The following is a 24,708-nucleotide window of genomic DNA, read 5'->3' as shown; positions in this document are numbered from 1 at the left end:
TTTTCCGGTGCCTGCTTAACCTGAGGAGAAGCTTCTTATACAACCAGGGGGCAGGCACTGGCTCCAGTAAAGCAGTACAGAGCAGAGGCATAAATATAAATAATTTTAATAGTAGAAGTATAAGAAGCTGCAATAGTGCATCTCAGGGGGTGAAAGACATGGGGTTAACGATGGAAGAAGTTATGGATCTGGAGATCATGGGAAATGCCATCATGAAAACTTCCAGGGATTGTCTTGAAAACAGACATGTAGAATGGGTATCTGTAACCGAGACACCTGTTGAGAACTTTGTTCGCAACAATGAGCTTGTTTTGACAACAGGCATGGGATGCGGCAATGACCCGGTACTGTTCAGGCGTTTTGTAGAGGACATTATCAATTCAAAAGCTTCAGGGCTTGCCGTCGCCACAGGGCGGCATACGTATTATATCGACAGAGAAAGTATTGAGTTCGCACAGGAAAACCAGTTTCCGATTATAGAAATCCCCTGGGAAATCCGGTTTGCTGATATTACTAAAGCAGTGACCAGGAAAATTAACGAGCTGCAGCAAAAGGACTTTGAACATTCCCAAAGAACTCAACAGCATATGCTTAACTTAATTTTACAGGGGGCCGACTTAAATGCGCTGGCGAGATACACCAGTGAAAAAATTTCGGCTCCAATTTTAATAACGAACAGGCAAGGTGTCAGAAAGGGAGCAAGCTTTTTATCCAGGAAGCTCTCTGCAGTCTGGGACCAGCTTCTGGGCTCCAAAGTTATTCCCCAGGAGCAAATCGAGGAAGAGCTTTCAAACGATCCGTTTCAGACAAAGGTGCACAAGGTGGAAGCTTCGAACGGCAGAATCATACTCCAGCTGCCCATTGTCCAGACAACAAATAAAAAGAAGGGGTATCTATTCGTCCTCCTCAAGGAAAATGAATCCCCTGAAGAATATTTTAATTACCGCCGTCTCGTAGTACTTGAACATGCAGTAACAGCGGCAGCACTATGGTTTTTAAGAGAAAGCGCCGTAGAGGAAACAGAGCTCAGGTTAAGAGAGGATTTCGTATGGAATCTTGCACGAGGACAGATGGGTACATGGAGCAATGTCCTGTCCCGTTCAAAGGTTCTTGGCTATGATATTGAGCTGCCGTATCAGTGTATTTCAGGAACGCCGGAAAACCTGAAAGAACTGTATAACGAGATTGGCAAAAAAGAGCAATCCTACAGGGACTGGCTTCAAAGTATGATCCACTTCATTGAAGATGAGATCTATTATACAGGCGAGTCCATGCAGCGAAAAACGATGGTAACTTACCAGAAGAACATGGTGATTATCTTCCTGGAAGTCCCTATTGATAACAGCAGGGAAACAGTGAATACCTTTCTGAATCTCATCGAGCGCCGCCTGATGAATCTGCTGCCTGGAGTCATCATGTCATGGGGGATAGGAACCCTCCATGTTGGAGAAATTCGCTTCAGCAAGAGCTTTGAGGAAGCGGAAACTGCACTGCGGATTGGTAAAAAAAGAAAAGGAGCCGGCCACCGTTCCGCTTTTTCAGAAACAAGAATGGACCGTATCCTCCTCAGCTTAGCTGAAAACGAGGAGGTCAGAGATATTGTTTCTTCTACAATCAAACCGCTCACCGATTATGAAAAGCAAAGGAAGATGGATCTGATTGATACTTTCATGGCTTATTATGAGAACCAAAGCAAAGTAAGCCAGACTGCCAGAGCTTTAAACCTTCACCGTCAATCCCTTTTGTACCGGCTGAGAAAAGTCGAGTCCCTCACCGGATTATCGCTGGCCAACCCGGATGATGTTTTTCTAATGGATCTAAGCATCCGCATCTGGAAAATCGGGATGGCAGAAGAAGAGTAATGGGTCATGAGGGTATCGGGAAAAGGAAGGAAACAAAAATAGCCTTTGCTTGTTTTAATTTAGCAGTTCCGTTGAAGTCCCGTGGAGAAGATCGGGGAAAACTGATGAAATAAAAGAAGAAAACATATTCGCCTGGGATCTTAGTATCCAGGCGTTTTGTTTGTTTATAGCGGATGTGCTTATTTGCGGATCCTCATTCCGTTATTACGTAAAATTCATTGATTTTGTGATTTTTTCGGATCGTGGTTCCGCTGCACCTTCATAAAACACTATTTTATCCCACTCAGCGGAATGAGGAGCCGTTACACTTCCCTGGAGCTCCTTTTTCAATAGGTTGCTGGAAACAGGCTGCAGGATATTTAATCCGAATAACTCTAGCCAATTTGACTAAAAGTTCATTAAAAATTCATACATTATTGCAATTGTTGGAATTTTCAGTTTCGTATTACAATGGAAGTACGATGAATGGAAAAGGAAGGTGATAAAATTGCTGCCGTTTGAACTTTCCGAGTACAAAGTTAGAATGCTGAAAACAAAAGAAAGAATGGCTTCTGAAGGTATTGAAGTAATGCTGATCACCGATCCGGCAAATATGCATTATCTCACAGGTTATGACGGATGGTCTTTTTACGTGCATCAGATGCTGGTCGTAATGATAGATGAAGAACAGCCAATCTGGATTGGCAGAGGGCAGGACGCAAATGGAGCCAAGGCAACAACCTGGCTTTATCATCAAAATATAATTTCTTATCCTGACGATCACGTCCAGTCGCTTACAAAACACCCAATGGATTTTGTGGCAAAAATTCTTACAGAGATAGGACAGTCGAAAAGGGTAATTGGAGTGGAGAAGGATTCTTACTATTTTACAGCCATGTGTTTCATCCGCCTGAAGGCAGGTCTGCCAAACGCTGTTTTCAAAGATGGCACAAACCTCGTAAACTGGGTGCGGCTTGTTAAATCTCCCAAAGAGATTGAATATATGAAAAAAGCAGGTAAAATTGCCGGGATGACGATGCAGACAGCAGTAGAATCCGTGGAAGCAGGAGTCAGGGAGTGTGACGTTGCAGCGAAAATTTACCGGGCACAAATATCCGGAACAAAAGAATATGGGGGTGATTACCCTGCGATTGTACCGCTCATGCCTGCAGGGAGAAAAACCTCCACTCCTCATCTGACCTGGTCAGATGACTGCTATAAAGATGGAGATACCGTAATTCTGGAGCTGGCCGGATGCTATAAACGTTATCACGCCCCCCTGGCCAGAACGCTTGTTATTGGACAGCCTTCACATGAAGTCAGCGAGCTTTCTAAAGTTGTTATTGAAGGGCTCAACGCGGCGATCGATTTTATTAAACCTGGCATCACATGTGAAGAGGTGGAAGCTGTCTGGAGAACGACGATAGCCAAAAGCGGCTTTACAAAAGATTCAAGAATCGGCTATTCCTTAGGTTTAAATTATCCTCCGGACTGGGGGGAGCACACTGCAAGCCTAAGGCAGGGAGACAAAACTGTTTTACAGCCCAACATGACGTTTCATATGATTCCTGGAATCTGGCTTGATGATTACGGTGTGGAGCTGAGCGAATCTTTCCGGGTGTCGGAGGCAGGCTGTGAAGTTCTGGCTGATTATCCGAGAGAACTGTTTGTTAAACCAGCAAGCATTGAAGACGTTTCTTAAGTTCCGGCTGAAATTCCGTTAACTGAAGGAAAACACCTGGGAGAAGCCGGGATCTAATTGGATAATCATAAAGAAAGCCGGTTTCATAAGGATTTTTTTATCCTCTGTTGCTGCAGCAAGAAAAGTAAATAACAGGAGAGGAAACAGGGACATTGCAATAAGCTCCTCCTTGAGGGCTTAAATATAACAGACGAGGAGTGTTATGTATGAATTATCATGAAAAAGCAAAGATGGGGACCAAATCAGTCTGGGGCGGCGAAAAAGATTATCTTGTCCATGGTGCATCACAGGTGCCGATTGTTCCGAGTGTAGCGTATACGTATGACGATATGGACGAATGGTATGAGGTTGCAACCGGGAAAAAGAAAGGGCATATTTATGGGCGGAATACAAACCCAACCGTGCAGGCTTTTGAGGATAAAGTAAAAGTTCTTGAAGGCGCAAGAGCAGCAACAAGTTTTTCTACGGGAATGGCGGCAATCAGCAATACTCTTGATACGTTTCTCCGTCCTGGAGACAGAATTGTAACAATTAAAGATACGTACGGAGGGACGAACAAAATATTTACAGAATTCCTTCCTCCGAAGGCTATCGAGGTGCAGTTCTGTGAAACAGGGAACCATGAGGAAATCGAGCGGGAATTGGAGAAAGGCTGTAAGATTCTTTACCTTGAAACGCCAACAAACCCTACAGTCAAAATTACTGACATTGAGCGGATGTCCAGGGCAGGAAAAGCTGCTGGTGCTCTTGTCGTTGTCGATAATACGTTTGCCACACCAGTAAATCAGAACCCTCTCAAGCTTGGCGCGGATCTTGTCATCCACAGTGCGACGAAGTTTTTAGGCGGACATGCGGATGCACTGGGGGGCATTGTCCTCGGTGATGATGAAGAATTAGTGGAAAAGATCTTCCATTATCGTGAAATAAATGGAGCAACAATGGATCCATTCGCGGCATATTTGCTGTTACGAGGCATGAAAACTCTCGATTTGAGAGTAAAACGCCAGGCAGAGAACGCGATGAAACTGGCACAGCACCTTCAGAGGAAAGAGCTTGTTGACGAAGTGTTCTATCCTGGACTGCCAACACATCCAAATCATGATATTGCGAAAAAACAAATGAGCGGTTTTGGCGGAATGCTCAGCTTCTCTGTAAAAGGGGGCGTGGATACAGTAAGGGATCTCCTCCCGCAGCTGCAATATTCTCACCGGGCAGCTAACCTTGGAGCCGTTGAAACGACTGTAGGCCCTGCAAGAACTACAAGCCATATAGAATGTACTCCGGAAGAACGGGCCGCGATGGGTATCCCGGAAGGCCTCATCCGCGTATCATGCGGGATAGAGGATGCAGAAGATATTATTAACGATTTCGACCAGGCGTTTTCCTACGTGAAGAATGTAGTGAAAATATAATTACCAGGAAATGTTTACTCCCGGCAGAGGCAGAAACCTATGCCGGGGATTTCGGCATACAGGGGGGACAACTAAGTCTGACAAAAAGGCAGGGATCAGCCATGTTTTCAAATGAGGAATACAATGACAGAATCCGCAAAACGAAACAGAAAATGGAGTCGGAAGGTATTGAAGTTTTGCTGATAACTAATCCGGCGAATATGAATTATCTCACTGGATATGACGGTTGGGCTTTTTACGTGCATCAGCTGCTAATTGTGGCTTTAGAGCTCGAGGAGCCAATATGGGCAGGAAGGCAGATGGATGCAAACGGGGCTAAAATGACAACCTGGCTGAAACCAGAAAATATTATTTCCTATACAGATGAGTACGTTCAGTCGGCGGAAAGACACCCGATGGATTTTATCTGCAGCATTCTGAAAGACAAAAGGCTTCTTGGAAAATCTATTGCCGCCGAGCTCGATACGTATTATTTCTCCTCATTATGCTATGAACGTTTGCAGAATGGGATGCCCAATGTGCAGTTTAAAAATGGTACAGGGCTGGTGAACCATATCCGGATGATAAAGTCGGAAACAGAAATTGAGTATATGAAAAGGGCAGCAAGACTTGTGGAAAATGCGATGCGCACCGGAGTCGATTCCTTAGCACCTGGTGTCAGAGAGTGTGATGTGGCGGCAGATATTTACCACGCACAAATCTCGGGCACAGAAGAATTCGGCGGTGACTACCCTGCAATTGTACCGCTTATGCCATCAGGCAAAAAGACTTCCTCCCCTCATTTAACATGGACAGATGAAAGATATAAGCCAGACGATACCGTTATTCTCGAATTGGCAGGTTGTTACAAAAGATATCATTCACCACTGGCACGAACGATTATATTAGGACAGCCTTCTCTTCACGTAAGAGAGCTGGCTGATGTTGTACTGGAAGGGCTGAATGAGACACTTGCGATTATCAGGCCGGGGATCACGTGTGAGATGGTGGAAGAAAAATGGCGAAAAACGATAGCCAGGCATGGCTATCAGAAAGATTCCCGAATCGGTTATTCGGTGGGCCTCAATTATCCGCCGGACTGGGGAGAGCATACTGCAAGCCTGAGACAGGGAGACAAAACAATTCTGCAGCCGAATATGACCTTTCATATCATTCCTGGCATATGGTTTGAAGACTATGGGGTAGAATTCAGCGAAACTTTTCGCGTGACTGAATCAGGGTGCGAAATTTTGGCAAATTTCCCGAGGGACCTGATATGTAAAACAGAAGACGTACCAACCATTCCGTTTATTAACCATTTAAATGAAGGAGATGGCGCCGGTATATGACTACGAAATATGTCCAAAGCGGGGACGAATATCCAATTCGTTCCTGTTTTATTTCTCTTTCACTAAATACCCATTTTTTTACAACTCACTTAAGTGAAAGCCTGTACATAAGACGTTAAAACAAAGGCACCTTAATATTACAGGAGGTGTTTTTTTGAACAGAAAACAATCAGGTTTATTTTTATACGTTACAGCTATTATCGGGTTGTTCATACTCCCGTTTGCCATATATAAGCGCTCGTTTAAAGATTGGCTTATCGTTTATCTTGTAAGCTGTATCGGCAATTACTTTTCTGATCGGATGCTTGTATCGAAAGGCTATTTAAAGTATAAAGTCAGGCCGTTCAAGAATAAGCTCGCCATACACCTGCCATTTGACTTCATTCAGTATCCCTTGCTGCTGTTATACTTTAACCAGTGGACACTGAACAGCAAACCGGCAGGAATAATAGGCAAGGCTATTTTGGTTATTATCCCGCAAATTCTCATCGAAACGTTTGCTGAAAAGAAAACAGAATTAATAACGTGGCGAAAGGGTTGGACATGGGGCCATTCATTTGTGTCGATGTTTATTAAGTTCATGCTGTGCAGGCTCATTATTGGACTGGTCAGAAAGATGAATACGGGGAGGGTCTCCACATTAACATAGCGCCGCCTCAGGTCCCTTTTCAAAGTATACATGGGGCAGCATCCATTCCTGAAAATCTGCAGTACTAAAATGCTGCTCCCTTTACCTTGTTCTTTCGGCCTGTTAAAAAAATTAGTATAGCCCCTGCGGTAATCATGGCGACAGCGATAACGTTCCAGACCACATCGTATAAAAATACGTTGTCCACATATCTGATCTGATGGATTCTCATAATTTTATGCTGAACCGTCCCGTCGTAAAGCTGAAACGTGCCTGCTCCAAGGAGAATCCCGCCTATCCAGCGTTTCATCCAGAACCCTTTCCTGCGGCGCAGATCAGCGAACATAAACAATCCTCCAACCGTGGCAAACCAGCTGAATGCATGAAACCAGCCATCAGAAACAAGACCTGCAGCCGTTGTTGATTTATCGTAAAAATGGTGCCAGTGCAGAAGCTGGTGAAAAACTGTTTCATCAAAAAAAGCGACCAGACCCAAACCGAATAATATTCCTGCCCACAGGTTCCTACGGGAATACAGACTCCTGTCAGCAGAGTTTATTTCTTTTTTCCCGGAATCAGAAAACTTCTCCATAATGCCTCCTTAAAGTGCGTCTTCGATTATTCCGCTCCACTGGTCAATGTACAGCGTTCCGTCACTCTGCAGCTGGGCAAGGAGTACTTCTTTTAAGTGCTTTACTCCTTGTTTTTCTAACTCTTTAAGCAGCCAGTCTCTCGTTAATTGCAGTTCTTTCAGGGTTCCATCCATAATATGCCCTTCAATGACAAGCACACGTGGTTCCCGCTGAGGTTTGGAGTGAAGGTCATTTACCGTGGCATTACTGGCGCTTTTCTTCTTTAAAACACTGAGATCACCAGTAGTCTCGAGTACAGCAAGCTGAATATCATCCAGCTTGAAATTGCCGCCTTTTCTGAGAAGCACCATCACATTATGGACAGTTAGGTTCTCTTTTCGCATTTCTTCTTCACGTAATTTGCCATTTTCTATTAAAATCGCTGGTTTACTTTCAAAAACACGCCTCAGCATTAAATTTTTTCTGCTGAGAGCACTTTGAAGAACAGGGAGGAGACCCCATACAGAAACAGCTACAAGAGCGTTAACCGGACGTATTTCCGGTTCAATAACCATGCTTGCGGTAAAGTTACCGATAGTTATTCCAACGATATAATCAAAGTATGTAAGCTGGGCCACCTGTTTTTTTCCCATTAACCGGGTCAGGAGGAACAGATACAAAAAGCTTAATAAAGCCTTAATGAAAAAACCTGAATCATACATTCTTCGAACCTCCCGTATCATACTGCCCTTATTATTGGACAAAATAGAAAAAATAAACAAAGCAAGGGGGTTCCTGTATGAAAGTTTTGACAAACAGGCTGTTCCTCACCTTTTTAACTGCTCTCATTATAGCGATTGGGAGCTGGCTTCATACAAGTTACGAGAATGCAGATAATCCTCTGTCAAGGCAGGCGGAAACAGTCTGGCACCTTGTGGAGGAAGAAAACTGGGAAGAGGCTGAAAAGGAAGCGGAAATTCTTTGGGAAATGTTTGAAGATAAACGATGGAGAATGGAGTTTTTCGGGCCAGTCGAGCACGTTACTGTTGCCAGATACAAAGTTGTTTCTTTAATAGAAGCAGTAAGGAGCAGAAACGAAGAAACATCACTGGAACTGCTTGCAAAATTAAAAGCGAGGTTTGATGAATTTGTTATCTTTTAATTTTTTACTGTGAAACTGGATGCTGCATGCTTAACACTAGTCGCTGTAATGGTTGAGCAAAGCAGGAAATTGACTGTTTGCCTGAAGAGACTGTAAACTTTAAAACAGGTTTACATATAATTCGCACTATACATTCTGAAGGAGGAACAGATCTATGCCAGCAAAAAATTTAGCAGATACTGTGAAATTGCATAACGGGGTGAACATGCCATGGTTCGGCCTTGGTGTATTTAAAGTAAAGGATGGGAATGAAGCAGTCAGTTCTGTCCGCACTGCAATCAAGCACGGATACAGAAGCATTGATACTGCAGCAATTTACAAAAACGAAGAAGGAACAGGGCAGGGGATTCGGGAAGGAATGGAGGCTGCCGGAATCTCCAGGAAGGAGTTATTTATCACATCGAAAGTGTGGAACTCTGATCTTGGATATGAGTCTGCAATAAGGGCTTACGAGGAAAGCCTGGAAAGACTCGGTCTCGACTACCTGGATTTATACTTAATCCACTGGCCTGTGGAAGGGAAATATAAGGACGCCTGGAGAGCATTTGAAAAGCTCTATAAAGACGGCCGGGTTAAAGCAATCGGTGTGAGTAACTTCCACATTCATCACCTGGAGGATTTACTGAAGGATGCAGAAGTTGTACCGATGGTCAACCAGGTTGAGTACCATCCCCGTCTCACTCAAAAAGAGCTTCATGCCTTCTGTAAGGAACATGGCATTCAACTGGAAGCGTGGTCTCCGTTAATGCAGGGTGAACTCTTAAACAATGAAGTACTTCAGGAAATCGGTGAAAAATATGGCAAATCATCAGCACAGGTGATCTTACGCTGGGATTTGCAAAATGAAGTAGTGACGATTCCTAAATCTGTGAAAGAGCACCGTATCAGAGACAACGCGGACGTGTTTGACTTTGAATTGTCAGATGAGGAAATGGGCAGAATTGACGAACTGAACGAAGACCACCGGGTAGGGCCAGACCCGGATAATTTTGATTTCTAAGTTTTTTTCGGACGCTTACTCGTGATATATTATGGAAAATATAATAATTGACAGAACATTAAAATATACTTATGATAGTTTTATACAGCTGAATATTCTCTTAAAGGGGAGTAGCTTTTACTGCACAGTCGTCATTTCGGAGGTTTCCTCCCGGCTGTGCCGGCAACATAACGTTGTTAGCAAGACCTTTACCGGAAGCAGGTAAAGGTACAATTACACTATTAATCAACCTTTACCATTTCATAGATGGTAAAGGTTTTTTTGTTTTTAAAAAAGGGGCTGAGACCGTGTATTTTGATTGGCTTTCAGTTGTGTAAACAGAGTGGAATGAACAGCTGCCACCACAAATCAGGGGGTATAACTATGGCAAACTATAATAAATTAGCCGAAAGTGTAAAGTATAAAAAAATCGGCAGGAGGGTGTTGCTGGCAGAAAAAGATAACCGGCTTCAGCTTTTGGGTAAAGGGCGGAGCGCTTTTGTTTTTTCTGTTGCCGGCACTGACAAAGCATTGAAAGTATTTTTTCCGGAGTTTACTGCTGTTGCTCGAGAAGAGGCGCAAATATACCAACGTCTTGCGGGCGTGTCATATTTTCCCCGTCTGTATGAAGCCGGAACAAACTATCTCGTCATGGACCTCATCAACGGGAAGACGTTTTTCAGCTGTGCTGCCTCTGGAACGCAAATCATGCCGGAGTATATAAAAGAAGTAGACCGTGCGATTAAGTTTGCAAGAGAAAAGGGGTTAAACCCTTCTGATATTCATTTAAGGAATATATTTATAACAAACGACGGTAACGTTAAACTGATCGATGTCGCCCGCTTCCGGCAGAGTAAGGTCTGCTCTCAGTGGAAAGATCTTAAAACAGCTTATTATAAATTTTATCATCACAGGCTTTTTCCGAAGAAAATTCCTGATTACTTATTAAATACGATCGCTTTTTTATACAAAAAGAATTATTTAGAGAGACTGCTTTCGGTGAAGTCCCCGAAATGGAAGGGAAGACAGGCTGGATGAGCTGATAAAAGGGGAGGAGGAGGGGAGGGAAGTTGGTTTATCGGCGAAAAAGTTGTTTTATTGGCGAAACCGGTGCTTTTATCGGCGAAAAACAAATTTTATCGGCGAAATTCCATTTTTATCGGCGAACCGCCAATATAAGCAATAAATCCTTCGCTTCACTGCCAACAAACCAGTCCCATTCGCAAAAAGCAGGCCCGCATGCAGGCCTGCTCAATTATCTATTAATATACTTTATCGCCGTTAAAAATAGAGTTTTTCACGATCGCATAATCTACGTGGCGAATCGCATCAAGTGTGCTGCCGCCAGCGTAAGAAATTGAAGACTGGAGATCCTGTTCCATCTCTGTCAGGGTATCCTGCAGAGGACCTTTATAGTCAACAAACATTTTCTTGCCTTCTACGTTTCTTTTTTCGCCTTTTTGGAATTCGGAAGCTGATCCGAAGTATTCCTTATATTTCTTACCGTCTTTTTCCACGGTCACACCTGGTGATTCTTCGTGGCCGGCAAATAAAGAACCGATCATTACCATTGTCGCGCCAAAGCGGATTGACTTGGCAATATCACCATGAGTACGAATACCGCCGTCGGCAATAATTGGCTTGCTGGCTGCACGGGAACACCATCTAAGGGCAGCAAGCTGCCATCCGCCAGTACCAAATCCAGTTTTGATCTTAGTAATACAAACCTTCCCGGGGCCGATTCCAACTTTCGTTGCGTCTGCACCGGCATGCTCCAATTCCCGTACCGCTTCAGGAGTACCTACATTTCCGGCAATGACGAAGCTCTCCGGGAGGTGTTTTTTAATGTGCTGGATCATATCGATCACGGCATTAGAATGGCCATGGGCAATGTCGATCGTTATAAATTCAGGTGTAATCTGCTCAGAAGCAAGCTGCTCTACAAATTGATATTCTTCATCTTTTACACCAACACTGATAGAGGCGATTAAGCCGCGGGAATGCATTTCTTTTGTAAAACCAATACGCTTTTCCGGCTCAAATCGGTGCATAATATAGAAATAGCCGTTTTCAGCTAAAGCTGTTGCAATGTTCTCATCTATAATTGTCTGCATATTTGCCGGTACAACAGGCAGTTTAAAAGTATGTCCTCCAAGTTCCACTGTTGTATCACATTCAGATCGACTGTTTACTACACATCTTGCAGGAATCAATTGAATATCTTCATAATCGAATACGTTATCCATGAGAAATCACTCCTAAACACGAATATTTAAAATTAATATCTTAATAATTGTTCGTCCCTAGAGTACTTTACCTCATTTTGAACAGTATGTCAAAATATTTTTAACGAGTCATTTAAAGTATATTTGAATGGAAAAATTGTTTAGCAGGAATAGACAATGTTAATTAGTACATAAACAGCAGGGGTAATATAAGAAGAGATGAATTAAAGGGGGATAAATATGATTTTGAGAATTGAGCTGCAGTATAAGACTAAAAAAGGGACGGAAACAGTCTTCAGTTCAGAAGAAATGCCCGCTGAAAAAGCGCACTTGATCGGGGAGGACCTCCTGAAAACCGGGCGCGCCAAAGAACTAAAGTTTATCGATAAATATGATAGTTCCATGACGATGAAAGAGCTTAAAAAATACCTTGAAGGTGTAAAAACAGAGCCCCACAACCTCACCGTTTATTTTGACGGAGGGTTTGATATTCAAACGAAGAAGTCAGGATTAGGCTGTGTCATTTATTATGAGCAAAATGGGAAGGCATTAAGGCTTCGGAGAAACGCTTTAGTAACGGAACTGGATTCTAATAATGAGGCGGAGTATGCAGCTATTCATCTGGCGTTGGTGGAACTGGAGGAGTTAGGTGTCCATCATCTCCCAGTCCGCTTTATTGGTGATTCCCAGGTCGTTATCAATCAGCTGAAAGGGGAGTGGGCGGTCTATGAGGAAGAATTCAATAAATGGATTGACCGGGTTGAGGAGAAACTTGAAAAAATGGGACTGGACGCAGAATATGAACTAGTAGGAAGAAAAGAGAACAAAGAAGCGGATCAGCTCGCAACACAGGCATTAAAAGAAATTGAAATAATGAGTACAATGGAAATTGAAAAATAACATGATCGGCCCAGGAGTCAGAAAAACTGTGTCTTTTTTAATTGAGGCTCAGTTTTTTTTTATAATTTCTTTGAAATAAAATGCTTTAATCACTGGAAACTTTCTGCTAGAATGGTACGATGTTTGTAAACAGGTTAAAAGCCGGAAGAATTTTAAAAATAAAATAAAGCAGAATTCAGGTGAACGAAATGGAACATGTTGATACAAGGAAAGAGAAACTGCAATTATTTATCAGAATCTTATGGCCGATTATGGTCACACAGGTCAGTCTCTATGCTATGAATCTCGTGGATACAATGATGTCCGGGAGGGTTGGCACGGACGACCTTGCAGGCGTAGCGATTGGTTCCAGCTTATGGATGCCAGTGTTTACAGGCATTAACGGAATTTTACTGGCAGTTACAACGATTGTTGCTCAGCTGGTGGGGAGCGGACAGAAAAATAAAATCAGCGACGCTGTTACGCAGGCCATTTATTTATCCTTTGGTCTCGCTTTTTTTGTTTTTCTGGGAGGATTTTTCTTCCTTGAACCGATTCTGGCATTAATGAGCCTTGCGCCAGGTGTAGAGCATATTTCCTACCATTACCTTATTGGTCTGTCGTTTGGGATCGTCCCTCTCTTTTTGGCTAATGTATTGCGTAATTTCTATGACGGACAAGGTTTTACAAGAATAACAATGATAATAATAGTCCTCGCTGTACCATTTAATGTTTTATTAAACTACGGTTTTATCTTTGGGAATTTCGGTCTTCCAGCGCTAGGCGGGATCGGAGCAGGCTATGCCACTGCTGCGACATACTGGATTATACTAATAATCAGTATTTGGATGACATTCCGGATCCCGGTGATCAGAAAATATCAGCTGTTTGTGAAATGGGCGAGACCTTCTTTGAAAACATGGAAGGAACAGCTTTCCATAGGTATTCCTATCGGGTTGTCTATTTTCTTTGAATCAAGTATTTTCGCCGTTGTTACTTTGCTCATGGGGGCGATGTTTACGACAGTCACCGTAGCTGCCCACCAGGTGGCACTAAGCTTTACTTCACTTATTTTCATGATTCCTTTAAGCATCTCTATGGCTTTAACTATCGTTGTTGGTTTTTCTGTGGGAGGCAACCGCATTGAATCAGCTAAGCAGTACGGCCGCCTTGGTGTGTTTGGAGGTGTAGGATTTCTTGCAGTAGGAGCTGTTTTTCTCTACTTTTTCAGAGAGGAAATTGCCTACCTTTACACTACAGACCGTGATGTAGTAATTATGGCCGGGCATTTTTTCATCATAGCAATTGTTTACCAGCTTTCCGATGCAGCCCAGGCAGGCCTGCAGGGTGTGCTGAGAGGGTATAAAGACGTAAAAATCCCGTTTATAACAGCATTAATATCCTACTGGGCCATTGGAATCCCAGCCGGTTACGCCTTAGCGGCATATACCCCCCTCGGACCGTTCGGCCTATGGGTTGGCATCACTATTGGCCTCACATGTGCTGCAATCGGCTTTTTAATAAGGCTGCAGATTGTCCAGCGCAGAGCAGAGGAGAAGGCAATAAAAGTGAGTTCTAATTAAATCAGGTTAGTGATTTGTCCTGAAAACCCAGCCGGCCCTATTTCAAAATAAAAATAATTAACCAGCTGCAGGAAAGATCCATGCAGCTGGTTTTTTGATCCTATTGGGTCAGCGCATTATGAGCATTTACACGTCCATGTCCGAAAAATCTACTGTAACCTTGCTTATCCACACTATCTGCAGTCTGCTGCAGACGGTTTTGCACCTGGCGAGGTGTTGGTTTTTTGCCGGTTTCCTCATAAACTTGAGAAATATATGCTGCAGCAGCTCCAGCTACTTGAGGAGCAGCCATGGAAGTTCCCCTCATCCATGTATAACCGTTTTCACCAAAAAGCTGCTGGCTGCGATTGTTGTTAAAGTAAGTAGGGTAAGCACTGAGTATACCAAATTTAAAAGTATCTCCACCTTCGTAGCCTGCAGGCGGGTCATCTCCACCTGGTGCACCAAGGTCAATTGCCCCGTTTCCGTAATTGGAGAAGAATGATAAACGGTCTTCTGTTCCGAATCCGCCACCCATAGCAGAAACAGTAATTACACCAGGAAGATGTGCAGGAACGAACCATGCAGCACCACGGATTTCATAACCCGGGCCAGCGTTTCTTTCCATCCAGTCAGCAACCTTTGAAGGGTTGCTCATATCCTGCGCAGAGTTTCCTGCCGCTGCAACAACTGTAACATTTCGCTGTACAGCATAATCTACTGCCCGCTTGTATGCTACTACATCTGCTGCCTGGTTATTACCGAGTCGTACTCTTTCTCCAGTCTCAGGATCAGTATAGAACCACTGGCCTATAACGCGATTTCCGCCAAGGCTCATATTAATTACATCGACCCCGTCATCAGCTGCTGCAATCATAGCGTCTGTAATCCACAGCTGCTGAGCACTTCCTCTGTCAAATACCCGATAAGATTTTAATCCAACATCAGGGGCTACACCCTTCATACGGCCATTTCCTGCAATCGTCCCGGCAACATGAGTTCCATGTCCATGGTTGTCCCAGGAGTCCTGAGTGCCAGGAACAAAAGTGCGCGAACCCTCCGGACCGCCGATTATGTTTGGAGCCAAATCAGGATGGCCAAAGTCAAATCCTGTATCAATTACACCAACTACTACGTCATGCGTACCAGTATGTACACTATGACTTTGGAAATTATCTGTTACTTTCTCAATGTCCCACTGCCAGCCGGTTTCCCATATATTTTCGTTAACTGGTACTGGTCCAGGACTATTAGAAGAAACATCTGCTTCTCCGTCTGCGTCAAAGTCCGGAAGATCAAGTATTACATCAATAGAAGGGGAGAGGCCTAACACATCCCTTTCCTGATTTAATGCCTTAATGAAATCGATGGGGCTGTCAGTTACAGCTTCTAATACGCCAATTTCTCCAACTTCATACGTGACTTGCCCGCCAGCCTGGTTTACCATCTCCTCAGCATTGGCAGGCAGTTCATCAGACTTGAAGGCTATGATAAAGCGCTCCTGCAATGAACTGGTGTCGCCTTGAGGACTTTCTGCAGCTGCCATACTGAATGTGGAAGCAATCAAGGCTGCAATGATAAGTACCACAAAAGGAACTTTCAGCATTTTTTTCATATAACTCCTCCTTAATCCAGAATACTTACAAATTATCACAATTTTATAATTAGTAGTGTGAAAATTCCGAAAAATACAAGAAGGTAACAGAAGATTTTAATCTTTAATATGAAAAAAGCCCTTAAATACGACAATGAATGAAACGAAAGAACGGGAAATAAAGTAGTAATATATGTGTCTTTTCTTCAATACTCAGTTCCCACTTTCGTAATTTTCAGTTAAAATTAATTTATAGAATACCAGCATAAATTCAGCAAAAAGAATTTTTCAGCAGAAGGGGATTTTTCATGAAAAAAAGATCGTTAAAATACATAATAGCCGGGGCTGCTGTCCTGTTAATCATCTTCCTTGCTGTGGGAGGCTACAACTACAGCAGTTATATGTCTGCTAAAATTGACTGCCTTCAGAACGAGGGGACTATAACAGAAGAGAATATTGATTTCTTTGCCTTTAACTGGACAGTAAACTGCGAAAAATAGTGCCGGCCGATACAGAAAGCAAGCTTTTACAGAATGAGGGGGAAATACACTTTGCAGAATATAACATTCGAAAATATACACGTGTCAGGTAAGGTCATTTCAGAAAATGATTTTTTCAGGCAGGTTCATTTTGAAGAAATGCTTAACCAATACGACAGTAATTTTATTGAATTTAAAAGAATGCCAACCCTGGAACAATTTCAGGAAAAAGTGGAGTATTTAAGAGACTTCCATGAAAAATACGGCCAGAAACATATCCGATTTTATTTTCCTACAAATGAAAAGCCTTCCGGTGACCTGCAGGAATATCTGGAAGATGCAGGCTTTCAAACTGGATTTCTTGAATTGTACACTATAGAGCCTTCCAAGTTTAAAAGTAAGGATAAACCGGACATAGAAGTTAAAGAGGTTGGCAAAGAGGATTTACATATTTATTTACAGCTCCAGTATGATGAAGATTTAGCGTACGGGGTGGACTATGCTGAAAGTAAGCGGGAATTTAACCGGAAACAGTTTGATAACCCGGCTCTGCTGCAGATTCTGGCTTTTTATAAGGGGGAACCTGCCGGCTATACCGACATAATAATAGGGGAAACAACAGTGGAAATTGATAATCTCGCTGTAATCGAAAAGCTGCAGAAAAAGGGAGCAGGCAGCAAAATTCAGAGGTTTGTCATGAAGGCATTTCCGGATAAAACAGTAATATTGGTTGCTGATGGCGATGACACAGCGAAAGAAATGTACAGGAAACAAAACTATCACTATCTGGGATTCCGATATGACACCTTGAAGCTTTTCCCAAATCAGGAGAATGGTAAAGAATATGAATCCGGGACTTTAAACACATAAATCAGATTTTTGGCACAAAGGGGGCGGTAGTTATTATATCCGTTGCTCGTTATATATTAAATATATTTACCGGCCTGGTCGTATTATTTTTATCTGTCTGGATGAGCTGGCCGGTTTTAACAGGATCAGAGATCACCATTTACAGGCTGCTGTTTTTAGTCTGGCCGGCCGTCTGGATTTTCGGTTTTGCTCTCCAGCTGAAAAAGAGCCTGAGAATAACAGGTGTGATAGTTACTCTTATCCCGTTTTTGTTTTATGTATATTTATTTGTCACAGCCTGACTCCAATACAAATGAGAGGAGATTCCTTTTGAACAGATACCAGGTTATTTCATTAGTAGTTTTAATAGGGCTGCCACTATTCTTTTTATTAATCTCTATTTTTACCGGTAAATGGGGCTACTTCCTGTTCAGTATACCTCCAAGTTTGGCAGCTGGCCTTACTGGATTTTTTCACGCAAAGAAAAACGGTGTTCGAGCCCCTGCAAAAATAACGCGAAAAGGTTAAAAGAACCCCCTGAGCCACCATGTGGAGTGAGGGGGTTCTGCCTTATGCAATATAAGCAATGTATCCGAGAAAAATAACTGCCAGTCCGTACATCACGGGATGGACTTCCCTGTGCTTTTTCATGGCCGCCATCATGACAGGGTACAGTATAAAACCGAGCGCAATTCCAGTCGCAACACTGAAACTGAGAGGCATCATGATGATAGTCACAAATGCAGGTATCGCTATTCCAATATCGCTCCACTTAACAAGACGTACCTGGGAAGCCATCAGTACACCAACAATAATTAGCGCCGGTGCAGTTACGTGAGCCGTGACAACTTCAAGAAGCGGCGAGAAAAACAGAGCAAGGAAGAAAAATCCGGAAATTACAATCCCCGTAAATCCTGTTCTTCCTCCTGCAGCAATCCCAGAAGAAGACTCGATTAATGATGTGGTAGTTGAGGTTCCAAAGACCGCTCCTGCTACTGTTGCAGATGAGTCAGCAAAAAGCGCTCTGCCTGCATTAGGGATTTTATTATTTTTAATTAGCCCTGCCTGGGTTGATACCGCTATAAGCGTTCCTGCAGTGTCAAAGAAGTCTACAAAAAGGAAGGTGAAAATAACGACAAGGAGCTCAAGTGTGAAAATATTAGGGAGTTCCTGAATCGCCACTCCAAATGTAGGAGCCATGCTGGGAATTCCGCTTACTATGGCAGAAGGTGTATCAATCAAACCAACAATTACACCGATTAAGGCAGTAAGGGCCATCCCATAAAAGATTCCCCCTCTAACGCCTCTTACCATTAGTACTGCGGTGATGACAAACCCGGCAGCAGCCAGTAAGGCAGGACCAGTCAGGCTGCCTAATTCCACGAAAGTAGCGGGGCTTCCCACCACAATCTCCGCATTTCTAAGACCGATAAAAGCGATAAAAAATCCAATTCCGGCAGCAGTTGCGTACTTTAAATCAGAAGGAATGATGTTAATGATTTTCTCCCTGATTTTTAATAATGTAATTATAATCATGATAATACCGGACACGAGAACTCCGGCCAGAGCAGTTTCCCATGGTACTCCCATACCGATCACGACAGAATAAGTAAAAAATGAGTTCAGGCCAAGACTGGGAGCAAGCCCAATAGGGAAATTCGCCAGCAGCGCCATGAGCAGCGTTCCAACGATCGCCGCAAGGGCAGTAGCTGTGAAGACTGCTCCTGAATCCATCCCTGCTTCTCCAAGGATCATAGGATTTAAGGCCAGTATATAAGCCATTGATAAAAATGTAGTCAATCCGGCAATAAATTCTTTACGGTAGCTTGTACCACGTTCTTCAAACCGGAAAAAGTTTTTCATTAGTACGACCTCCCTTGTTGGTAAAATAAAAAAAACTTGGCAAGCCAAGCCTTAAAAGAGGCGAAGGATTGCCTTAGTTGCACTTATACTATAATCCTAAAAATTTTATCAACGTCGAGACGGCTATGTTGCTAAAATTTTATACTTTCTTATAGTAAAATAAAGCCCTGGTAAGAGGTACCAGAGCTTAGTTTACGTATGGATATGTAATAAATATACGCCGATCCAGAGACCGAGTATTTTATACCCATCGTAGTTAAGCTATTTACGGCAGCTTTGTAGAAACTCTCAGGCCATATCCCTGAAATTATACGACTGTGTGTGAAATTTTAAATTTAATATTTTGCTATAATATCAGAGGGGGATATGGGCGTCAATACAGATCTAATATATTTATATTTTCAAAAAACTGTTGTACTCAGACTTTGATCGTTGAAGTTATAATAACTTCAACAGATGGAAAGCTCCCTGAGAGAAAGTTTCACCATAAAAGAATAGGTAATATGTATATTGAGGCCTCCTGTAAGCTTCGATTCCACTTAGAAGATAAAGATAAGAAAGAAGGGATACGCCAATGGGAAAATTCATTTCGCTTTTAGGCCTGTCACTTATTATCGTTGCTGGCTGTACATTTCAGGAAGATGGCATTGACCATTTTGTTTCTACAATTGATGAAATTAACATAAGTGAAGCTGTGATTACGATTGACTGCTCATTTCTTACCTTGGAAGAAGGAGAAAACGCCCTGGAATATGTGACTTGTTATGTGGATGCGCAGGACACAGCAATTGTAAATGAAGCAGACGAAGAATTGTCCTATGAGGAGCTGGAGACAGGAACGGATATTGAAGTAGAACTGGAGGAGACACAACCACCTTCACTCATAGAAGGGGAAATAAATGCTGAAAGACTTACAATAATTGAATATTAATAAAAATCGTAAGTTTTACCGGCTGAAAAAGAAGGAAAATAATAAGTATACTACTACTTAGGGGTGTTTCCTGTGAAAAAAGCGATTCTAATGATAACTGGGGGGTTAATTTTTATAACAGCTGGCTGTAACAATGGTAATATACAGAATGGTGAACATGAAAACGATCTCATTCAAAACCAGAATAATTACAATGAGGAAGCTCAAAGTGAGCTTCCTCAGCAGGATGATGTGCAGTTCGATATAACGATAGGGGAACAGGATATTGAGGCCGATGTACATACTGTCTGCTGGGGCCATTGCGGCCATGATTATATGGCGGAGGAACCGGCAGATCTTGCTGAATATATTGAAAGCGATACAGTATACGAAGTAACAGATGGCAATCAGGTTACTGTGACAATGCAAGGGGAACAGCCAGATGTTCTTAGCTATGCTGTGCGAACCGATAATGATACTGTAGAAGAAGAGACAATTGAAGATGGCCAGTTTGAAATCAGCGGAAGCGGTGAAGAAGTTTATGTATTATACGCAGGCTGGTACGCTGACGAAGAAGAGGTGGATATGGGGGGCGTCGTCATCGCAGCATTTGAAGTGGACTTTTCATAGTAATATGGTTATACAGACAGAAAGGAAACAGCTATGCAGCCATTTACCGAAGAAGTTATTAATATAATCAGGAGCATACCCAGAGGACGGATTATGACATACGGCCAGATTGCAAACATGGCAGGAAGCCCTCGGGCAGCACGTCAGGTTGCCCGCATTCTTCACTCTATGAGTAAAAAGCACGGCCTCCCGTGGCATCGTGTTGTTAACTCCAGCGGCCAGGCCGCCATCAAAAATGAAGAGACGTATGAAGAACAAATCTTCCTTCTCAATAAAGAAGGCGTTATAACGGACAATACAGGCAGAACGGATCTTCCAAGGTATCAATGGAGGCCGTAGTCTGTGTACTTAAGAATTCACAAGGAAACTGTTACAGCAGTTTCTTTTTTACTATTCCTGATTATTTAGAATGGTACACTGAGAATACAGTGCAGAATACGAGTGGAAAAAATTGTTCTATATATTCATATTTTTACACTAAAGAGTGAATGGGAGGACAAATTGTGGGACAAAAAGTTAAAATAGTCATATTTCTTCTGATCTTTATCTTTGCTGCTGGCTGTAATAGTCCAGGGGAAGAAGATGGAGATCACCTCGCTTACATAAATGCCAACGAGGACTCCGAATATGAAAATACAATTAGAGATTTAAATTTAGGGGTGTTATTCGATTTTAATATTGAACTGCCATACGCGAACGAAACTATGGTGAGCCTCTGGGTACAGGGGTATTTAAATGGAGAGGAAATGGATGCAGATGATCTGGCCAGTATCAGGTTCGGGAATTTTCCGGAAGAAGAGGCGGAAGAATGGCTTGGATTCGGGCTGTTAAATCCTGACCACCAAACTTTTTTCCTTTATACACCGAGCGGCACGGCTGGCCCTCATTTTCCGGAAAACAACCCTGTAATAACCACTGAAGATACTTTTTCAACATGGGAGTATGCAATCAGTGAGGAGCCCACCGGCCTGTCTGAAGGAGAAGCAACCGTTCTCGCGGCATTCAGGCAGACGAAAGGGGAGTCAATGAGATCCGGTTATGATTATAATTCTCCTGGGGGACTGCAGGAGGCAATAAATGATGACGATGTAGTTCTTTTGTTGATGATTGAGGTGGAAAGAGAGGAATTCTAAAAATAAATTGGTAAATATCTCTCTGTAAGTACTTTAGTACTGGTATAATTATACTAAAATAATTATGGAACTGTCTTCCAATTTTATGTCACAACCTTTATAATGAACATAAACTACTTGGGGGTGGTTACATAATGATTAAAAAGCAGAGAGATCTTACTTACTTTAACGGTTTCGGTATAGAAAAGACAGAATTTTCGAACGAAAATGATGTAAAGACTATTCTTGTAAAGCCTGAAGAAACAACATCAGAGGTTGTATATCCTTATTTTCCTTCGTATAAAGATTAATACAGAAAAACAGGGGGCCAGCGGAGGCTCCCTGTTTTGTTTTTTATTTAATTAAAAGTTAACCGCTTCAGAAGCTGCTTTTTCTACACCTTCATTTACGATGTTTTCCGCTTGATCAGGGAACTGGTTGTGTCCTTCAACGATTACTTTTGTAATATCCTGAACACCCCAGAAACCAAGCATTGTGCTTACATAGTTAACGCACATTTCTGCCGCAGCCGCAGGGCCTTCTGAATAAACGCCCCCACGTGCGCTAAGAAGCAATACTTTTTTGTCGTTCAGTAAGCCAACCGGACCTTCTTCTGTGTAACGGAACGTTTTGCCCGCTTGTGCAAGATAATCCATATAAGTGTGAAGTACTGCAGGTACAGTAAAGTTCCAGAGTGGGAAGGCAAAAACTACTTTGTCAGCTTCAAGAAACTGGTTCAGATATTTATTAACCAGCCCGGCTGATTTTTCTTCTTCAGGAGTCAGTTCCATTCCTTTAGAAAGTTTAAACATTGCAGTAATCTTTTCGTTATCATAATAAGGCAGGTTTTCCTCAAATAAATCTAGTTCAGTAATTGCATCTTCCGGGTGCGTTTCTTTATAGCTGTCCACGAAAGACTGATATAGTTTAACGCTGACTGATTGCTCAATCGGTCTGTTGTTTGCTTTAATAAATAATACGTTTGCCATGAAAAATACCTCCGATGTTTACATTAAAATATTTGGTTGTTACAGCAACCTTAAGATGCGCATATAGTTGATACAGCAACTGAAAATGAAGCATTTCCCTTAAAACTCAGGACGGACATTATCATTGATTTTCGCAAGAATTCTTTCAAGCTCTCTAAGCTCGTCTTCAGTTAAACCTTTACTTACTAACTGGTTAAATTCTTCCGTAACAGGGATTACTTGTTCTCCAAGATTTCTGCCAGCAGGTGTAAGATACAATCTGACAGAACGGCGGTCATCTTTGCAGTGGACTCGTTTTATGAATCCTTTTTTCTCAAGATTAGAAGCCATCCTGGCAATATTTGTTTTATCTTTTTCAAGGGGTTCAATAAGCTGATGCTGCGACAAACCATCCTTTTCCCATAAAAGCATCATAATTAAGTTCTGCTCAGGAGCAAGGTTAAACGGCTCCAGCCTGGTTTTAATAAGGCTTGTTAGCAGAAGGTCTGTTTTATGAATTTTAATGCTGATATAATCCTGAAATGAAAACCTCAAATTAACCCCATCCTAATTAGTTGCTATACATACTAAATGAATCACAAGTGCTAGTATAATTCAGGAAAAAAATCGTGTCAAGATAAACACACCCCTTGAAAAATCTGGTATAATTTTTCCAAATGAGTTTATTGTTTGTAACCCCATCCAAAGGGAAATGGAAAGAAAAAAGCAGGAGGGGGATATTTATCAAACAGCACAGCATATTAAAACTTTTGTTTGGACTTCTGCTGTTTTTTCTGACAGCAGCCTGCACAGATAATGACCCTGAAATAACAATGCTTGAGGCTGTGGAAAAATCAAGAGAAGAAATAGCGGACCTGGCGGAAGTTGACCGTGCAGCTACTTCTTTTGATGGGGAAAGCTTCATCCAGTTCAGGCTGATGACAGAAGAAGTTCCTACAGAAGAGGAAGCTGAAACACTGTTTAATATAGTAATCGACACTATTGAAGAAAACAGCCAGCGCCCGGACGTTTGGGAAAGCTATGACGGTGTTTTTGACATCAGGACTTATGAAGACGGTATTGTTTATGAAGCAGCACACTCCAGCAGCGGGGAACTGAATATTGAATCAAGACAGTAAGAAATTTAACCGAAAGAAGGGGAGCGTCTTGTCAATTAAAAAGTCACTGGCTTATCTAGTATTCACTATGGTTTTTTTCGGCTTATTTGTATATATTGGCGAATTAATATTCCGCCTAAGGCAACAAATCTCTGTGACTGCTGATCTTACACCTTCTTTTTACTTCCCGTTTCTATTCATTCCTCTTGGTCTGCTGCTGGGACTTCCTGTTTTACTCTCTCATTTAAAAGAGAATGGCAGCTGGAAAGTGAAATATGAAAAGCTGCTGTTTGCAGGACTGCCTGCATTATTCTTCACCTGTTATCCCCTTATCTATTTTTTCGTGCCATATGTGGTAACCCCCCGGTTTCTTGATATTTTTGCAGTTAATTACGACCTGACCCAAATTTCCGGCCTGGTGTTTGGATACATTTTAATAACTAGTTTTTATAAAGAGTCTGCCCCATAAATTACTTACCAGGAAAAATCTCCAGTAAATTAGTCATTTGTTATTTAAATCCGGCTTATCCCGGCAACTGAGAATCTGAAAATCAACAAGTTCAGGAATATGCTTTCCATTGTAGTTTTTTGCCTATTCACTCTCCCGAATTGATGCATAATATAAACCATCAAGCTGGGGAGCGATGCACAATGGCAAGGAAGAAAAAAAAGATTAAAGGCAGTACAGTCACCCTCTCTGAAAAATATAAACATACGTTGAAAATGGTAACTTCGGAGACTTGCATTGCCTGTAAAAAACAATGCCCAAGAGGACTGGCGTATATTGAAAAAATGAGTAAGCCAGGAGCTGTCGGCCGGGGAGTGCCATGCATCCTGACGAAGGGGAAACCATATAAGTAGCTTTTATACGATATATTTTTCTATTTTACCGGCC

29 protein-coding genes and 1 riboswitch are annotated in these 24,708 nt (G+C 42.3%); of the genes, 22 read left to right on the top strand and 7 right to left on the bottom strand.

All coding sequences use genetic code 11. The features are described 5' to 3' along the window. Positions 1-158 precede the first annotated feature (158 nt). The 5 genes from BK582_RS16020 to BK582_RS16000 all read left to right on the top strand — a co-directional run bounded on the left by BK582_RS16020 (position 159) and on the right by BK582_RS16000 (position 6,932). Positions 159-1,862 (top strand): PucR family transcriptional regulator, encoded by a 1,704-nt coding sequence (locus tag BK582_RS16020; RefSeq protein WP_078596000.1) that lies wholly within the window; start codon positions 159-161, stop codon positions 1,860-1,862. 523 nt (positions 1,863-2,385) lie between these two features. Further along, complete coding sequence (locus BK582_RS16015; RefSeq protein ID WP_420841232.1) at positions 2,386-3,543, top strand: M24 family metallopeptidase; 1,158 nt, start codon at positions 2,386-2,388, stop codon at positions 3,541-3,543. 206 nt (positions 3,544-3,749) lie between these two features. Further along, on the top strand, positions 3,750-4,955 hold the full coding sequence (locus tag BK582_RS16010; RefSeq protein WP_078595999.1) for a cystathionine gamma-synthase family protein: 1,206 nt from the start codon (positions 3,750-3,752) through the stop codon (positions 4,953-4,955). A 101-nt stretch (positions 4,956-5,056) separates the two neighbouring features. Then, entirely contained in the window at positions 5,057-6,283 is a 1,227-nt protein-coding gene (locus tag BK582_RS16005) for a M24 family metallopeptidase (protein WP_078595998.1), read from the top strand. Positions 6,284-6,437: 154 nt separating this feature from the next. Next, positions 6,438-6,932 carry a CBO0543 family protein gene (locus BK582_RS16000; protein ID WP_078595997.1) on the top strand — a complete coding sequence of 165 codons (495 nt, stop codon included), beginning with the start codon at positions 6,438-6,440 and terminating at the stop codon, positions 6,930-6,932. A 64-nt stretch (positions 6,933-6,996) separates the two neighbouring features. On the opposite strand, the gene BK582_RS15995 is transcribed toward BK582_RS16000, so the two are convergent. Both BK582_RS15995 and BK582_RS15990 read right to left on the bottom strand, forming a co-directional pair. Continuing rightward, a complete protein-coding gene (locus BK582_RS15995) occupies positions 6,997-7,503 on the bottom strand; it encodes a DUF2243 domain-containing protein (RefSeq protein ID WP_078595996.1) in 507 nt (168 codons plus the stop codon). Positions 7,504-7,512: 9 nt separating this feature from the next. Next, positions 7,513-8,205, bottom strand: a complete 693-nt coding sequence (locus BK582_RS15990; RefSeq protein WP_167553152.1) for a YetF domain-containing protein — start codon at positions 8,203-8,205, stop codon at positions 7,513-7,515. A 77-nt stretch (positions 8,206-8,282) separates the two neighbouring features. Between BK582_RS15990 and BK582_RS15985 the strand changes: the two genes are divergently transcribed. From BK582_RS15985 to BK582_RS15975, 3 genes are all read left to right on the top strand, one after another. Next, positions 8,283-8,645, top strand: coding sequence for a DUF4363 family protein (locus BK582_RS15985; RefSeq protein ID WP_078595994.1), 363 nt, complete (start codon positions 8,283-8,285; stop codon positions 8,643-8,645). Positions 8,646-8,799: 154 nt separating this feature from the next. Further along, the gene (locus BK582_RS15980; protein WP_078595993.1) at positions 8,800-9,645 is read left to right on the top strand and encodes an aldo/keto reductase; all 846 of its coding nucleotides are present in this window, start codon (positions 8,800-8,802) and stop codon (positions 9,643-9,645) included. Between the two features lie 363 nt (positions 9,646-10,008). Next, entirely contained in the window at positions 10,009-10,662 is a 654-nt protein-coding gene (locus BK582_RS15975) for a protein kinase family protein (protein ID WP_078595992.1), read from the top strand. 224 nt (positions 10,663-10,886) lie between these two features. Here the strand turns inward: BK582_RS15975 and guaC are convergent, their stop codons facing one another. After that, on the bottom strand, positions 10,887-11,870 hold the full coding sequence (gene guaC, locus BK582_RS15970) for a GMP reductase (RefSeq protein WP_078595991.1): 984 nt from the start codon (positions 11,868-11,870) through the stop codon (positions 10,887-10,889). Between the two features lie 219 nt (positions 11,871-12,089). Between guaC and BK582_RS15965 the strand changes: the two genes are divergently transcribed. Together BK582_RS15965 and BK582_RS15960 are read left to right on the top strand one after the other, a co-directional pair. Next, positions 12,090-12,749 carry a reverse transcriptase-like protein gene (locus tag BK582_RS15965; RefSeq protein WP_078595990.1) on the top strand — a complete coding sequence of 220 codons (660 nt, stop codon included), beginning with the start codon at positions 12,090-12,092 and terminating at the stop codon, positions 12,747-12,749. A 188-nt stretch (positions 12,750-12,937) separates the two neighbouring features. Beyond that, positions 12,938-14,311, top strand: a complete 1,374-nt coding sequence (locus BK582_RS15960; protein WP_078595989.1) for an MATE family efflux transporter — start codon at positions 12,938-12,940, stop codon at positions 14,309-14,311. A gap of 100 nt (positions 14,312-14,411) precedes the next feature. On the opposite strand, the gene BK582_RS15955 is transcribed toward BK582_RS15960, so the two are convergent. Then, on the bottom strand, positions 14,412-15,905 hold the full coding sequence (locus tag BK582_RS15955; protein ID WP_078595988.1) for a S8 family serine peptidase: 1,494 nt from the start codon (positions 15,903-15,905) through the stop codon (positions 14,412-14,414). 287 nt (positions 15,906-16,192) lie between these two features. On the opposite strand from BK582_RS15955, the gene BK582_RS15950 reads away from it, so the two are divergent. The 4 genes from BK582_RS15950 (at position 16,193) to BK582_RS15935 (ending at position 17,740) form a co-directional block, all read left to right on the top strand. Beyond that, a complete protein-coding gene (locus BK582_RS15950; protein ID WP_078595987.1) occupies positions 16,193-16,384 on the top strand; it encodes a hypothetical protein in 192 nt (63 codons plus the stop codon). 51 nt (positions 16,385-16,435) lie between these two features. Then, a complete protein-coding gene (locus BK582_RS15945; protein WP_244895406.1) occupies positions 16,436-17,233 on the top strand; it encodes a GNAT family N-acetyltransferase in 798 nt (265 codons plus the stop codon). A gap of 101 nt (positions 17,234-17,334) precedes the next feature. Beyond that, complete coding sequence (locus BK582_RS27130; RefSeq protein WP_078595985.1) at positions 17,335-17,514, top strand: hypothetical protein; 180 nt, start codon at positions 17,335-17,337, stop codon at positions 17,512-17,514. A 28-nt stretch (positions 17,515-17,542) separates the two neighbouring features. Then, a complete protein-coding gene (locus tag BK582_RS15935) occupies positions 17,543-17,740 on the top strand; it encodes a hypothetical protein (RefSeq protein ID WP_078595984.1) in 198 nt (65 codons plus the stop codon). Positions 17,741-17,782: 42 nt separating this feature from the next. Here the strand turns inward: BK582_RS15935 and BK582_RS15930 are convergent, their stop codons facing one another. Continuing rightward, positions 17,783-19,075 (bottom strand): NCS2 family permease, encoded by a 1,293-nt coding sequence (locus BK582_RS15930; protein WP_078595983.1) that lies wholly within the window; start codon positions 19,073-19,075, stop codon positions 17,783-17,785. 233 nt (positions 19,076-19,308) lie between these two features. Next, a riboswitch (purine riboswitch) is annotated at positions 19,309-19,410 on the bottom strand. A 239-nt stretch (positions 19,411-19,649) separates the two neighbouring features. Here BK582_RS15930 and BK582_RS15925 point away from each other — a divergent pair. The 5 genes from BK582_RS15925 (at position 19,650) to BK582_RS27125 (ending at position 22,038) form a co-directional block, all read left to right on the top strand. Next, positions 19,650-20,006: a hypothetical protein gene (locus tag BK582_RS15925; RefSeq protein ID WP_078595982.1), complete on the top strand. Its 357-nt coding sequence runs from the start codon at positions 19,650-19,652 to the stop codon at positions 20,004-20,006. A gap of 72 nt (positions 20,007-20,078) precedes the next feature. Beyond that, positions 20,079-20,615, top strand: a complete 537-nt coding sequence (locus BK582_RS15920) for a hypothetical protein (protein WP_078595981.1) — start codon at positions 20,079-20,081, stop codon at positions 20,613-20,615. A gap of 33 nt (positions 20,616-20,648) precedes the next feature. Next, positions 20,649-20,954: an MGMT family protein gene (locus BK582_RS15915; protein WP_078595980.1), complete on the top strand. Its 306-nt coding sequence runs from the start codon at positions 20,649-20,651 to the stop codon at positions 20,952-20,954. Between the two features lie 164 nt (positions 20,955-21,118). Next, on the top strand, positions 21,119-21,748 hold the full coding sequence (locus tag BK582_RS15910) for a hypothetical protein (RefSeq protein ID WP_078595979.1): 630 nt from the start codon (positions 21,119-21,121) through the stop codon (positions 21,746-21,748). 134 nt (positions 21,749-21,882) lie between these two features. Next, positions 21,883-22,038 (top strand): hypothetical protein, encoded by a 156-nt coding sequence (locus BK582_RS27125; RefSeq protein ID WP_169911063.1) that lies wholly within the window; start codon positions 21,883-21,885, stop codon positions 22,036-22,038. A gap of 51 nt (positions 22,039-22,089) precedes the next feature. Here BK582_RS27125 and BK582_RS15905 read toward each other — a convergent pair whose 3' ends face one another. Beyond that, the gene (locus BK582_RS15905) at positions 22,090-22,716 is read right to left on the bottom strand and encodes an FMN-dependent NADH-azoreductase (protein WP_078595978.1); all 627 of its coding nucleotides are present in this window, start codon (positions 22,714-22,716) and stop codon (positions 22,090-22,092) included. A 99-nt stretch (positions 22,717-22,815) separates the two neighbouring features. Further along, complete coding sequence (locus tag BK582_RS15900; RefSeq protein ID WP_078595977.1) at positions 22,816-23,250, bottom strand: MarR family winged helix-turn-helix transcriptional regulator; 435 nt, start codon at positions 23,248-23,250, stop codon at positions 22,816-22,818. Between the two features lie 122 nt (positions 23,251-23,372). On the opposite strand from BK582_RS15900, the gene BK582_RS15895 reads away from it, so the two are divergent. From BK582_RS15895 to BK582_RS15885, 3 genes are all read left to right on the top strand, one after another. Beyond that, on the top strand, positions 23,373-23,834 hold the full coding sequence (locus BK582_RS15895; protein WP_134163572.1) for a hypothetical protein: 462 nt from the start codon (positions 23,373-23,375) through the stop codon (positions 23,832-23,834). A gap of 28 nt (positions 23,835-23,862) precedes the next feature. After that, on the top strand, positions 23,863-24,282 hold the full coding sequence (locus tag BK582_RS15890) for a hypothetical protein (RefSeq protein WP_078595975.1): 420 nt from the start codon (positions 23,863-23,865) through the stop codon (positions 24,280-24,282). A gap of 182 nt (positions 24,283-24,464) precedes the next feature. Beyond that, positions 24,465-24,674, top strand: coding sequence for a hypothetical protein (locus BK582_RS15885; protein ID WP_177344646.1), 210 nt, complete (start codon positions 24,465-24,467; stop codon positions 24,672-24,674). The last annotated feature ends 34 nt before the right edge of the window (positions 24,675-24,708 follow it).

Source organism: Evansella clarkii (assembly GCF_002019695.1).
Classification (GTDB): Bacteria; Bacillota; Bacilli; order Bacillales; family Salisediminibacteriaceae; genus Evansella; species Evansella clarkii.
Note: the sequence above shows the minus strand (reverse complement) of the source record. Positions and strands in the feature narration are given on the sequence as shown.

Bases quoted from the DNA above. Each gene is read 5' to 3' on its own strand.
- BK582_RS15990 (WP_167553152.1), bottom strand. From the start codon at position 8,205: ATGTATGATTCAGGTTTTTTCATTAAGGCTTTATTAAGCTTTTTGTAT.
- BK582_RS16015 (WP_420841232.1), top strand. From the start codon at position 2,386: ATGCTGAAAACAAAAGAAAGAATGGCTTCTGAAGGTATTGAAGTAATG.
- BK582_RS15925 (WP_078595982.1), top strand. From the start codon at position 19,650: ATGGGAAAATTCATTTCGCTTTTAGGCCTGTCACTTATTATCGTTGCT.
- BK582_RS15905 (WP_078595978.1), bottom strand. From the start codon at position 22,716: ATGGCAAACGTATTATTTATTAAAGCAAACAACAGACCGATTGAGCAA.
- BK582_RS15965 (WP_078595990.1), top strand. From the start codon at position 12,090: ATGATTTTGAGAATTGAGCTGCAGTATAAGACTAAAAAAGGGACGGAA.
- BK582_RS15975 (WP_078595992.1), top strand. From the start codon at position 10,009: ATGGCAAACTATAATAAATTAGCCGAAAGTGTAAAGTATAAAAAAATC.
- BK582_RS15930 (WP_078595983.1), bottom strand. From the start codon at position 19,075: ATGAAAAACTTTTTCCGGTTTGAAGAACGTGGTACAAGCTACCGTAAA.
- guaC (WP_078595991.1), bottom strand. From the start codon at position 11,870: ATGGATAACGTATTCGATTATGAAGATATTCAATTGATTCCTGCAAGA.
- BK582_RS15915 (WP_078595980.1), top strand. From the start codon at position 20,649: ATGCAGCCATTTACCGAAGAAGTTATTAATATAATCAGGAGCATACCC.
- BK582_RS16020 (WP_078596000.1), top strand. From the start codon at position 159: ATGGGGTTAACGATGGAAGAAGTTATGGATCTGGAGATCATGGGAAAT.
- BK582_RS15955 (WP_078595988.1), bottom strand. From the start codon at position 15,905: ATGAAAAAAATGCTGAAAGTTCCTTTTGTGGTACTTATCATTGCAGCC.
- BK582_RS27125 (WP_169911063.1), top strand. From the start codon at position 21,883: ATGATTAAAAAGCAGAGAGATCTTACTTACTTTAACGGTTTCGGTATA.
- BK582_RS27130 (WP_078595985.1), top strand. From the start codon at position 17,335: ATGAGCTGGCCGGTTTTAACAGGATCAGAGATCACCATTTACAGGCTG.
- BK582_RS15960 (WP_078595989.1), top strand. From the start codon at position 12,938: ATGGAACATGTTGATACAAGGAAAGAGAAACTGCAATTATTTATCAGA.
- BK582_RS15995 (WP_078595996.1), bottom strand. From the start codon at position 7,503: ATGGAGAAGTTTTCTGATTCCGGGAAAAAAGAAATAAACTCTGCTGAC.
- BK582_RS16005 (WP_078595998.1), top strand. From the start codon at position 5,057: ATGTTTTCAAATGAGGAATACAATGACAGAATCCGCAAAACGAAACAG.
- BK582_RS15885 (WP_177344646.1), top strand. From the start codon at position 24,465: ATGGCAAGGAAGAAAAAAAAGATTAAAGGCAGTACAGTCACCCTCTCT.
- BK582_RS15895 (WP_134163572.1), top strand. From the start codon at position 23,373: ATGAGTTTATTGTTTGTAACCCCATCCAAAGGGAAATGGAAAGAAAAA.
- BK582_RS15950 (WP_078595987.1), top strand. From the start codon at position 16,193: ATGAAAAAAAGATCGTTAAAATACATAATAGCCGGGGCTGCTGTCCTG.
- BK582_RS15980 (WP_078595993.1), top strand. From the start codon at position 8,800: ATGCCAGCAAAAAATTTAGCAGATACTGTGAAATTGCATAACGGGGTG.
- BK582_RS16010 (WP_078595999.1), top strand. From the start codon at position 3,750: ATGAATTATCATGAAAAAGCAAAGATGGGGACCAAATCAGTCTGGGGC.
- BK582_RS15985 (WP_078595994.1), top strand. From the start codon at position 8,283: ATGAAAGTTTTGACAAACAGGCTGTTCCTCACCTTTTTAACTGCTCTC.